The following is an 11,854-nucleotide window of genomic DNA, read 5'->3' as shown; positions in this document are numbered from 1 at the left end:
ATATATTTAAAACGTTTCTGATTTTTTTTGAGTCTCTTAAAAAAAAGAATATTTGATAAAACTATTATAATTATGATAGTCATTAATAAAATTCCACCTAAAAGATCCATTATTTCTTAAGCGTTAAGTTTAACTTTTCAGCTCTCTTAATTACAAAATCATAAGCAGCCTGATATTCGTTTGGAATATCACCTTCCAAAATAGCTTCTTTTACAGCTTCTTTCAAAATCCCAATTTCACGAGAAGGTTTCAGATCGAACATTTCCATAATTTCTTCTCCTGAAATTGGCGGCTGAAAATTACGTACCTGATCGCGTTCTTCAACTTCAACAATTTTTCTGCGGACAACTTCAAAGTTTTTATGGTACTTTTTAAACTTAGATGGATTTTTGGTAGTAATATCTGCCTCGCACAAAGTCATTAAGTTTTCTACATCTTCACCTGCATCAAAAACCAAACGACGTACAGCACTGTCGGTTACAATATCCTCAGCCAAAACAATCGGGCGAGAACTCATCACAACCATTTTTTGTACAAACTTCATTTTATGATTCAATGGCATATGCAAACGCTCAAATATTTTCTTAGCCATTTTTCCACCCAGAAATTCATGTCCGTGAAAAGTCCAGCCTTGTTTTTTGTTGAAACGTTTGGTTGGCGCTTTCCCAATATCGTGCAGCAATGCTGCCCAGCGAAGCCAGACATCATCTGTATTTGGACAAATATTATCAACAACTTCAAGCGTATGATAAAAGTTGTTTTTATGCGTATGACCTTCAATTTCTTCTACCTGATTCAAAGCTGTCAATTCAGGTAAAATTAGATCTAAAAGTCCTGTTTTATATAAAAGTAAAAACCCTGTTGAAGGCTTATCTGTCGAAAGGATTTTGTTCAATTCGTCTACAATTCTTTCGCCCGAAATAATCTTGATACGCTCTGCATTTTTAGTAATCGCATTCAAAGAATTTTCTTCGATTTCGAAATTCAACTGAGTTGCAAAACGAATCGCACGAAGCATTCTCAAAGGATCATCAGAATACGTAATATCCGGATCCAAAGGTGTCTTGATGGTTTTATTTTCTAAATCTTCCAAACCATTGAAAGGATCGAGAAGATCGCCGAAATTATTTTCGTTTAATGAAAGAGCAAATGCATTGATAGTAAAATCACGACGATTTTGATCATCCTGCAAAGTTCCGTTTTCTACTATTGGATTACGGCTGTCACGGTTATAGGATTCTTTTCGTGCGCCTACAAATTCAATATCAGTATCTTCAAAACGAAGCATAGCAGTTCCGTAGGATTTAAAAACCTGAACTTTTGGTTTGTTCGGAAGTAAATCTGAAACTTTAAGTGCTAATTCAATTCCGCTTCCAACTGCTACAACGTCGATATCTTTTTTTGAACCCCGGTTTAAAAGCAAATCACGAACAAATCCGCCGATCACGTATGATTCAACGTTTAATTCCTGAGAAGCTTTCGAAATAACATCGAAGATTTTGTTTTGTAATGCAGTTTTGTAGTTTGTTTGTATAGCCACGAATTCACTAATTTTTGAGTAAAGTGCAATTTGAATTTCTGTCGAAATAAAATGCATGCAAATTTACAACATAGAAAATGCCTTTTATAATCTATGGCGCACTTTTTTAAAGAATTTAATAGTTTTTCATGTTGATTTTTGTGAAAGTTGAAAAGGAGCTGTCACAAATTATATTAATTTCCCGAATTTATTTTTTCTGCCACAGATTAAATGGATTTAAAAATCTAATTCGTGAAAATTGGTTCAATTCCGAGATAGAAAAACTATTCCGCAATAAAACAAATCAATTATGATGATGTATTTTTAGAAATGCAATTTGTATTTTTGAATCATAGAAAAACGCACAAATGAAAATTGTTATATCGCCTGCGAAGTCATTAAATTTCGAAAAAGAATTACCTACAACCAACTACACAGAACCTTCATTTTTGAAAGAAGCAAGAATCGTTCATAAAGTAATGAAGCAAAAAAAGCCCGCTGAATTATCTGAATTAATGTCAATCTCAGACAAACTGGCTGATTTGAACTGGAAACGAAATCAGGATTGGAAAACGCCTTTTACGTCAGAAAATGCCCGCCCGGCAGTTTATACTTTTGATGGTGATGTATATACGGGTTTGGATGCTTATACAATTCCGTTAGAAAAACTAGATGTTTTGCAGGATAAACTTAGAATTTTGTCAGGTCTTTACGGACTTTTAAAGCCGCTTGATTTAATGCAGGCGTACCGTTTAGAAATGGGAACCAAAATGCAGGTAGGCGAATCTAAAAACCTTCATGAATTCTGGAAACCAACAGTTACAAAAGCTTTAAACAAAGAATTGAAAAAAGATGAGTTATTTGTAAATTTAGCAAGTAACGAATATTTTTCGGCGGTTGATGTAAAAGCATTGAAAGTGCCTGTTATCACTCCGGATTTTAAAGATTACAAAGATGGTAAACTCAAAATGATCAGTTTTTTTGCCAAGAAGGCGAGAGGTATGATGGTGCGTTACATTATCGATACCAATGCAGAAACTATTGACGACTTAAAAGGTTTTAATTACGAAGGATATCAGTTTGATGCCAATCTTTCAAAAGGAAATCATTTGGTTTTTACCAGATAATTTTTTCAGTTTTTGAGTCACAAGGACTAAGTCTATACAAGACATTTTACTTTTTTACAAAACACATTTCGCAAAAATAAAAAATCCGTGTCACAGGAAATTGACACGGATTTTTCGTATTATAAATAATTACTAAATATTAATGCATCGCATCTGCGGGATTAATCTTGTTTTTTCCTCTTTTGATAAAAAAGATGATCGGAATACAGCATAAAAACATAACTCCTAAGTACATGAAAATATCCATATACGATAAAACAGTACTTTGTTTCAAAACAGAAAGATCTATAGCCTGATAGGCTTTTTTCATAGCTTCATCAGCAGTAAATCCTTTTGCCATGAAAGCTCTTTGCATTACGGCGAGGCGCTGCTGAACATCATATTTTGCAGGGTCTAAGTTTGTAAGCAAATTAACTCTGTGTTCCTGACTTAATCTTGTAATGAAGGTCGTAATGATAGCAATACCAAATGAACCTCCTAACTGACGCATCATTCCTGTAAAAGCAGCTCCTTCTCCAATTTGTTTCCCTTTTAAGGTTGAAAGCGAAAGCGTGGTAATAGGAACGAAAAGTAGTCCCAAACCAATTCCTCTTAAAATTAATGGCCAGAATAAATGTTCTGCTCCGGTATCCGGAGTCATTCTGTCATGCATTAAGAGGGTAAAGAAAAAGAAAACTAAAAATCCAACTCCTACCATGTATCCCTGAGGAACGCCCTTCTGAATCATATTCCCAACAAAAGGCATCATAATCGCTGTTGTAATCGATCCCGGAATCAATAATAATCCGGCATCCATCGCCGTCCATCCTAAAATGGATTGGGTGTAAATTGGGATGATTAAAGTCGATCCGTACAAACCGAAACCAAGAATAAAACACATTACAGTTCCAATCCGTAAGTTTCCGTCTTTTAGAACGCTTAAATTTACAATTGGATGTTTATATGTCAATTCTCTCCAGATAAACAATATCAAACCAAGAACCGTTACAACACTCAAGGTTACAATGAGCGAATCGTTAAACCAATCATCCTGCTGACCGTGCTCTAAAACGAATTGTAAAGACCCGATAAAAGCGGTTAATAATATAATTCCCCACCAGTCAACCTGATTGGCTTTTAATTTTTCTCCATATTTTGGACTTCTCACAAAACTTATTGCTAATATAGTAGCGATAATTCCCAGTGGAATATTGATGTAAAAAATATAAGGCCAGGAATAGGTATCTACTAAATATCCTCCCAAAGGCGGACCTAAAGTAGGACCAACAATTACACCCATTCCGTAAATGGCCTGTGCCATACCACGTTTTGCAACCGGATAACTTTCGGTAATAATGGTCTGGGCTGTTACCAGTAGCGCTCCACCACCCATACCCTGTACGAAACGGAAAGCCACGAGTTCCCATATATTAGTAGCGTTACCGCATAAAAAGGAACAGACTGTAAATATGATGATAGAGGCCACAAAATAATTTCGTCTTCCAAATTGCTGCGATAGCCAGCTCGTCATCGGAATTACAATAACATTCGCAATGGCGTATGCTGTAATTACCCACGCCACATCGGTCAGGGTAGCGCCAAGGCTCCCTCGCATGTGCGTTAGTGCTACGTTTACAATCGTGGTATCTACAATTTCCAGCAATGCACAAAGTACTGCCGTAATCGTAATGATAACACGTCTGTAACCGTATTCTACTAAATCATCATCTGATTGTACTGCTGCTGCCATTTATTTTATTTCAAGTGTACGTCTACATCAACATTCATTCCTGGACGCAATAATGCTACTTTTTTAGGGTCGTTTGAAGGATCTAAACTGATTTTTACCGGTAATCTCTGAATTGTTTTTACGAAGTTTCCTGTAGCATTATCAGGGGGCAATAATGAAAAACGGGATCCGGTAGCAGGAGAGAAAGAAGTTACAATTCCTTTAAATTCATAGTTTGGATAAGCATCAACCTTTAAGCTCACTTTTTGTCCCACAACCATTTTGTTTAATTGTGTTTCTTTGAAGTTCGCTACAACCCAGGCTTCGTTATTATTAATAATGTAGAATAAAGCCTGTCCTGGCTGAACCAGTTGTCCCGGCTGAATGTCAACTTTAGATACCTGACCGTCTATTGCAGCGGTTACCACTGTGTAGGTAAGATTCAGTTTAGCTACCTCAAGCATCGTTTGTGCTTTTTTGATATTTGCAGCTGCAACTTCTGTTTGTTTATCAGAAACTTTAGATTTTGATTGGATAACCGATTTTTGGTAAGAACTTGCTCTTTGCTGCTGCTCTAAAACGCGAACCTGGTTCTCGGCTTCTTCTTTTGCTGTTAATGCCTGTTCGTATTGTTGTTTCGTAATAGTATGGGTTTTATATAAATTATTATAACGGTTGTAATCGTTTGTCAATTGTCTCAATCTGATTTTCGCACTTTCGATAGAACCGCTTGCCGATTTCATATTAGCATCAGAAACATTGATGCTTGCGTATGCGCTTCCAATATCTGCTTTTGCAGCTTCATATTGACCTTCTGCGCCTAACAAAGCGGCTTGCGCTTCATCAATTTTCAACTGATAATCTCTTTTGTCAATTGTAAACAAAGTATCTCCTTTTTTTACAAAATCATTATCTTTTACAAATACTTTACTAATGTATCCTGATACTCTCGGGATAATCGGATTCATTTTTTTCTCGATCTGAGCATCATCCGTTTCTTCATGACCTTGTGAGTGCAGGTATTTTGATATTCCGTAAGTTCCTCCCACTAAAACCAAAACGGTTAGTATGATGATGAATTTTTTATTTGTCTTTTTCTTTTCCATGAGAGCTAGCAATTATATTTTAGAAAGATTGAATGATTGGGATAATTGTCCTGATACTGAAAGCAGTTCGTAATATTTTTGAATAATAGTGGCTTTTGATAAAGCAGTATTAATTTTAGCACTTAAGTGTTCAACATCAGCTTCAACAAGATCGTTGGTGTCTGATAAACCGTTGTCGAATTTATCTTTTACCAGTCTGTAATTTTCAGATGCCTGTTGCAATGCTTCATCATAAACCACACTTTGATTGATGGCTAAGTCATAATCTTCAATAGATTTTTGAACTTCAACTTTAATACGGTCCGTTAAAAGTGCTTCTGAATTTTTCACTTCAAGTGCTTTACTTTCTGCTTCTTTTACATGAGAATTGTTTTTTAGAATTCCCGATAAATCATAAGACAAACCAACGCCAAAATTCATCGCATATTTTACAGTAATGAAATCTTTAAGATCGAAAGCAGTGTAGCCTCCTAACAAAGCAAGAGTAGGATAATAACCTGCTTTTGCTACTCTAATGTTTGCCTCACTTGCTTTAGATTGTAAACGAACAGCTTCTAAATCTTTTCTATTTTCCAATGCCAATGCATCTGATGTTGGGGCATTGCTCGTTTTTAAATTAAAGAAATCCTGCTCATTAACCTGAAGTTTTACTGAAGGCTCTAATTTAAGCAATGTCGTTAAATAGAAATTGATGTTATTGATATTGTTATTCGCTTCATCAATAGATAATTGCGTTTTAGATACCATTAATTGTGCTTTCAATAAATCATTTCTTGGGATAATTCCGTTTTTCTCTAATTCCGTAAAATCAGTTACACGCTGTTTTGCCTGTTTCTGGTTTTCGTTTAAAAGATCTAATGTTTTTTGTGCTTTGTATAATGCAGTATAATAGGTGATTACACGAAGCGCAACATCTTCTTTCGTTTTAGCTGCATTGGCAGTTTCTGCTTCGTATAAACTTTCGTAAGTATCAATACTGCTTTGGATTTTAAATCCGGAAAAAATTGGCAGACTTAGATTTGCCATTCCTAACATAGCACGGTCAGGAGATGCCATTGACTCAGAACTTGCTTCGTCGTTATGCAGGTCAATCGAAGCTTTTCCTAAGCGTTGGTATTGTCCCGAAACTTTCAAGTCCGGATATTGATTATTCTTAACCGACTGTAATTCGTATTTTTTTGTGTTCACCTTAGTGTTGGCAAGTGTAACTTCGTTACTCTTTTCCCATGCCAGTTTAACGGCTTCATCTAAGGTTAAACTTGTTTTTTCTTGTGCTTCTGTTGAAGATATTCCGATAAAGAAAACCCCAAAGAGCATTAATTGACTAATTTTCATAAACAAGTAGTGCTTTTATAGTTTGTTGAATGTGCTTTTTAAGAGTCGTTTTGATATAATTATCATACAACTCTTCAGTGTTTAAATTCAGTAATTCCACGAAGAAAGGTTTGTTCATGTGAAAATGAAAAAAAGTTCCGATTATTGTAGGTGTAATCAACGGAATAATAACATCTTTTCTAAAAACGCCTTTTGCTTGGCCTTGGGAAATGATGCTTTCAACAGATTTAAGATTTCCTTTTTTTAATTCGGTAAAGGCGGTCATGCTTTTTTCTCTTTCTTTTGAATTGAGTTCAAAATGTAAAACCCTGAAGATACCTTTGTTGCAGTTAATTCTGGTAATGTAAATTTCAATCAGCTTATTGATTTTCTCCAGGGGTTCGATATTTTCCTGTAGTAAGTTTTCAAGTTTTAATTTTAAATCTGAAGTTTTGTAGATAATCAGTGATTCAAGTAATCGGTCTTTTGAGCCAAAATAATACGAGATCATGGCTACATTGATTTTTGCAATCTTTGAGATATCCCGTATTGAGGTGCCTTCAAATCCTTTTTCAGAAAAAAGCTTTTCGGCTACTTCCAGAATCTGAATTTTTTTGTCGTTTAATTCGATGTGTGACATGGTATAGTTCTAAATCGAATACAAAATTAAACACTTGTTTAAATTAAACACTTGTTTAATTTTGTTTTAACGTAATATTAACATAAAACGGTGTAGTTGAGTTTATGGTTGAATTTGTTTTTAAACAACTATTTTCCTAATTGAAGTTTTTTAGGATTTTGTCTGGTATCGAATATGTTAGCAATATAAACAAGATTTTTATATTCGTCTATCCAATAAATAATTTTGTAGTTTTTGAAAACCAAATATCTAAAATCTTGTATTCGATCAGATAAAAGTTCTTCTTTTTGTCCTGCATAAGCATTTAATTCTAAAGAAATGGAAGTATCTATTAAACCGTTAATTAAAGTTTGAGCAACTCTAATTCCGGCTTAAATTTATAATATTCAAAAATATCTGCAAGTTTATCCTCTGCAAGATGAGTACAATAAACTGTTAATCCCATTTTTGGATTCTGGATTTTAAGTCTTTTGCTGAAGAAATCAGACCTTTTACAGCATCGTTAAGAGACTGATCTATTTCTTTGTTGAATTGATCATGGGTTTCATGTCTAAATCTAATAATACAACTTTTTGTTCATGTAGTAAATTTTCAAGTTTGTTTACTAATTCTTCGTGTTCTAATCTTAGAAATTCCTGAACAAATGATATTTTACGAGCTTCTAAATCCATAATAATTGATTTTATTCAAAGATATAAGAATTAAATAAATTGTATAAAGCAAATGATAAGACTTCATCTTTATTTTCTTTTATTAAATATTTTTTTAGCTTCTAATCTGGTTTTTCTGAATATATCAGATCCAAATTTTTCAAGGATTAATCTATCCATTAAATTTGAATAACAAGTTGAATAATCTGTTATAACACAACCTCTATGTTCTAAATTTATTGAATATTTTCTTTTCAGATAATCTTCATAAAATTCATCAAATCCAATTTCAGATTTTTTAGTAATTTTTATTTGTAAGCCATATGAATATGAATTGTAAATTCCTTTTTCAAAGTCTGTTCTGGCACTATGTTCACCTCCTTTACAATTTCCTAAGTATATTGAATCATTTTGAACAGGATTTTGATTTTCCTGCGAATTTCCTATAATTGATATAAGTGAAAGTGTAATTATAAATATTAGTTTCATTCGAATAATTTAGTTTAGGTTTAAAATTATGAAAGTAATCTAATAGCTTATAAATTAAAATATAAAACGACATCTAAAAAAATAAATGCCGTTTCAATTTTATTAAGAAAAGAAAAAAATTATCGAATTCCTCCAACAAATTCTTCAATTCTTCCACTTCCACTTTCACTTAAATGTTTAATAAAAGCACTTCCAATAATAGCGCCTTTAGCATATTTAGTAGCCTGATTAAATGTCTCTTTATTTGAAATTCCAAAACCAACGATTTGAGGGTTTTTCAGGTTTAGATTTGAAATTCTTTCGAAATAGCTTTCCTGAATGTTTCCAAATCCTGATTGGGAGCCCGTAACGCTTGCCGAACTTACCATATAGATAAATCCGTTTGAAACACTGTCGATAAAACGGATTCTTTCGTCTGAAGTTTGAGGCGTAATCAAAAACACATTGATTAAACCGTATTTTTCAAAAATGGCTTTGTATTGGTCTGCATAAACATCAACCGGAAGGTCCGGAATAATTAAACCGTCGATACCAATTTCGGCACATTTTTTACAAAAAGCTTCAACTCCGTATTGTAACATAGGGTTGAAATAGCCCATGATAATCAACGGAATTTTTACGCTTTCGCGAATGTTTGCCAGCTGATCAAATAAAATCTGAGTTGTCATTCCGTTATGAAGGGCTGTTGTTGAACTCGCCTGAATTGTTGGTCCGTCTGCCAAAGGATCGCTGAAAGGCAAACCGATTTCGATTAAGTCAACACCATTTTTTTCTAAATCCTGAATGATTTGAACGGTATCATTCAAACCTGGATATCCAGCCGAAAAATAAATCGAAAGGATTTTTTTATCTTCTTGTAATTTTTGAGTTATTCTGTTCATTTTTAATATCTTTTTATATACTCCTTTAAGGTTTTCAGTACTTACAGGAGTTTTTATCTAAAGTACTTTTTCTGTCTTCCCAAGGTTTTAAATCCTCAAAATAATTAAATTGCAATCTTTTTACGGATTAATTCTCGATATAAATCCACGCAACAGTTCCTGATTTCAGTGTGATCTCTACTCTTTTATAAGCATTGGATTCAAATTGATCCGCTTTTGCCAAATCAGCACTGGAAATGCTGTAAACGATACCGTCTACAACATCTGATGGATTTTCGCTTGGCGTTGCTACAAAATAGTCTTCAATTCCAAATTCTTCTTCTATTTGAAGATCTTTTAGTTTGTAACCTGCTAACTGGTCCGGTGTTCCGATTAACAGTTTGTTAAAAACCTGCATCTGAATTTCTTTTGACTGTAATGTTCCGTATGAGAATATCTGTTCCATAAAATCTTATTTTTCTCGTTATCTGTTTGCGTTAGGGATGGAAGCGGTATCCTTTTTTGTGGCTTTTTTTGCCACGAAAAAGATTTAGCGTACAGCCCGACCTTTAGGGAACGCCCAAATTACGATTTTTATTACAATTTAAAATACTCTATGTAATTATCTAAATCTTTGTCGCCACGACCCGAAAGGCTGATGACCACAATATCAGTTGGTTTAAATTTCTTTTGGTCCAAAACAGCAAAGGCGTGAGCACTTTCAATCGCCGGAATAATTCCTTCTAATTTTGTAAGCTGTAAACCTGCATTCATGGCATCGTCATCGGTTACAGAGAAAAACTCTCCACGTCCTGATTGCGCCAAATGTGCATGCATAGGGCCAACGCCAGGATAATCGAGACCTGCAGAAATTGAGTAAGGTTCTGTAATTTGTCCGTCCAAAGTCTGCATTAAAAGGGTTTTACAGCCGTGAATAACGCCCACTTTTCCTAATTTACTAGTTGCGGCACTATGTCCGCTATCAACACCTTTTCCGGCTGCTTCAACGGCAATGATTCCAACTTCTGGTTCGTGTAAAAAATGATAATAAGTCCCGGCAGCGTTGCTTCCTCCACCAATACAGGCCACTACATAATCAGGATTTTCGCGTCCTTCTTTTTCTTTTAACTGCCATTTGATTTCTTCTGAAATAATACTTTGAAAACGGGTTACCATATCCGGATAAGGATGAGGTCCGATTGCAGATCCGATAATATAATGGGTGTCAACCGGATTGTTAATCCAGTCACGGATAGCTTCGTTTGTAGCATCTTTCAAAGTTCTTGACCCCGAAAGTGCCGGACGAACTTCGGTGCCTAACATTTTCATACGGGCTACGTTTGGGGCCTGACGTGCAATGTCGATTTCGCCCATGTAAACAATACATTCCATGCCCATCAATGCACAAACAGTAGCTGTTGCAACTCCGTGCTGGCCGGCTCCGGTTTCGGCAATAATTCTTTTTTTGCCTAAACGTTTTGCCATTAAAATCTGCCCAATGGTATTGTTTACTTTGTGCGCTCCGGTATGATTTAAATCTTCTCTTTTTAAGTAGATTTTGGTATTGTATTTTTCGGATAAACGTTTTGCAAAATACAGCGGACTAGGGCGTCCCACATAATCTTTTAGTAATTGGTTGAATTCAGCTTTGAAATCCGGTTCATCCATTATGCTTAGATATTTTTGGCGTAATTCTTCTACATTTGGATAGAGCATTTCAGGAATATAAGCTCCTCCAAATTCTCCGTAATATCCTTTTTCGTCTACGTTAAAATTCATTTTGTTTTAAAGTTTAAATGTTGACAATTTCAAATTTTCGCTTGAAATTGCTTAATAGATTTTTATTTTTCAGCCCCGGTTCGGTTTCAAATTTACTATTTATATCGACAGCATAAATAGGTAATTTGCTTTTTGAGATTTCTTCGATGGCTTTTAACTCATTCATTCCGATGCCTCCGCTTAAAAAGAATGGCTTTTTCGAATTGTATTTTTTTAATATTGTCCAGTCAAAAGTAGTTCCGTTGCCGCCGGGTAATTTTCCTTTTGTATCGAACAGAAAATAATCGGAAACACTTTCAAAAGGTTTTATGATTTCAAAATCGAAATTTTCATCGGCGGAAAATACCTTTATGATTTCATTTTTTTTTGGTAATTTTTGTTTAAGTTCAGAACAAAATTCTACCGATTCATTTCCATGTAACTGAACGGCTTGTAAATCATATTTTTCGACCTTTTCCAGAATCTCTTCCTGGCTCTGGTTTACAAATACACCTGTTTTTTTTATTGTTTTTATAAGTTCCGGAATATTTCCGTCACAATATCTTGCGGATTTATCCCAGAAAATGAATCCCATATAATCGGGCAGGAGCGAACCTACTTCGAGAATGTTGCCGGGATATTTCATACCGCATATTTTGAGTTTCATTTTTGTTGGCTTTGGG

The 11,854-nt window shown here is 34.6% G+C and carries 12 protein-coding genes; 1 reads left to right on the top strand and 11 read right to left on the bottom strand.

Annotated elements, in window-relative coordinates; translation table 11 throughout:
• Nucleotides 1–109: 109 nt before the first annotated feature.
• Nucleotides 110–1,597, bottom strand: a complete 1,488-nt coding sequence (locus GXM16_RS10450; protein WP_229684316.1) for a CCA tRNA nucleotidyltransferase — start codon at nt 1,595–1,597, stop codon at nt 110–112.
• A 290-nt stretch (nt 1,598–1,887) separates the two neighbouring features.
• Here GXM16_RS10450 and yaaA point away from each other — a divergent pair, with 290 nt between their 5' ends.
• A complete protein-coding gene (gene yaaA, locus GXM16_RS10445; protein ID WP_163394318.1) occupies nt 1,888–2,646 on the top strand; it encodes a peroxide stress protein YaaA in 759 nt (252 codons plus the stop codon).
• Nucleotides 2,647–2,785: 139 nt separating this feature from the next.
• Here the strand turns inward: yaaA and GXM16_RS10440 are convergent, their stop codons facing one another.
• From GXM16_RS10440 to GXM16_RS10395, 10 genes are all read right to left on the bottom strand, one after another.
• Nucleotides 2,786–4,375 (bottom strand): DHA2 family efflux MFS transporter permease subunit, encoded by a 1,590-nt coding sequence (locus GXM16_RS10440; RefSeq protein WP_163394317.1) that lies wholly within the window; start codon nt 4,373–4,375, stop codon nt 2,786–2,788.
• Nucleotides 4,376–4,380: 5 nt separating this feature from the next.
• A complete protein-coding gene (locus tag GXM16_RS10435; protein ID WP_163394316.1) occupies nt 4,381–5,460 on the bottom strand; it encodes an HlyD family secretion protein in 1,080 nt (359 codons plus the stop codon).
• Between the two features lie 12 nt (nt 5,461–5,472).
• On the bottom strand, nt 5,473–6,795 hold the full coding sequence (locus GXM16_RS10430; protein WP_163394315.1) for a TolC family protein: 1,323 nt from the start codon (nt 6,793–6,795) through the stop codon (nt 5,473–5,475).
• Nucleotides 6,785–7,414: a TetR/AcrR family transcriptional regulator gene (locus tag GXM16_RS10425; RefSeq protein WP_163394314.1), complete on the bottom strand. Its 630-nt coding sequence runs from the start codon at nt 7,412–7,414 to the stop codon at nt 6,785–6,787. The genes GXM16_RS10430 and GXM16_RS10425 overlap by 11 nt, the downstream gene beginning before the upstream one ends.
• 515 nt (nt 7,415–7,929) lie before the next feature.
• Nucleotides 7,930–8,085, bottom strand: a complete 156-nt coding sequence (locus GXM16_RS10420) for a hypothetical protein (protein WP_163394313.1) — start codon at nt 8,083–8,085, stop codon at nt 7,930–7,932.
• 69 nt (nt 8,086–8,154) lie between these two features.
• Entirely contained in the window at nt 8,155–8,553 is a 399-nt protein-coding gene (locus tag GXM16_RS10415) for a hypothetical protein (protein ID WP_163394312.1), read from the bottom strand.
• Nucleotides 8,554–8,672: 119 nt separating this feature from the next.
• Nucleotides 8,673–9,434 (bottom strand): tryptophan synthase subunit alpha, encoded by a 762-nt coding sequence (gene trpA, locus GXM16_RS10410; RefSeq protein WP_163394311.1) that lies wholly within the window; start codon nt 9,432–9,434, stop codon nt 8,673–8,675.
• Between the two features lie 127 nt (nt 9,435–9,561).
• A complete protein-coding gene (locus GXM16_RS10405; protein WP_163394310.1) occupies nt 9,562–9,879 on the bottom strand; it encodes a gamma-glutamylcyclotransferase family protein in 318 nt (105 codons plus the stop codon).
• Nucleotides 9,880–10,010: 131 nt separating this feature from the next.
• The gene (trpB, locus tag GXM16_RS10400; RefSeq protein WP_163394309.1) at nt 10,011–11,192 is read right to left on the bottom strand and encodes a tryptophan synthase subunit beta; all 1,182 of its coding nucleotides are present in this window, start codon (nt 11,190–11,192) and stop codon (nt 10,011–10,013) included.
• 13 nt (nt 11,193–11,205) lie between these two features.
• Nucleotides 11,206–11,838 (bottom strand): phosphoribosylanthranilate isomerase, encoded by a 633-nt coding sequence (locus tag GXM16_RS10395; protein WP_163394308.1) that lies wholly within the window; start codon nt 11,836–11,838, stop codon nt 11,206–11,208.
• Nucleotides 11,839–11,854 lie beyond the last annotated feature (16 nt).

It is taken from the genome of Flavobacterium limi (genome assembly GCF_010645075.1).
Taxonomy (GTDB): domain Bacteria; phylum Bacteroidota; class Bacteroidia; order Flavobacteriales; family Flavobacteriaceae; genus Flavobacterium; species Flavobacterium limi.
This window is presented reverse-complemented; position numbering and strand designations above follow the sequence as displayed.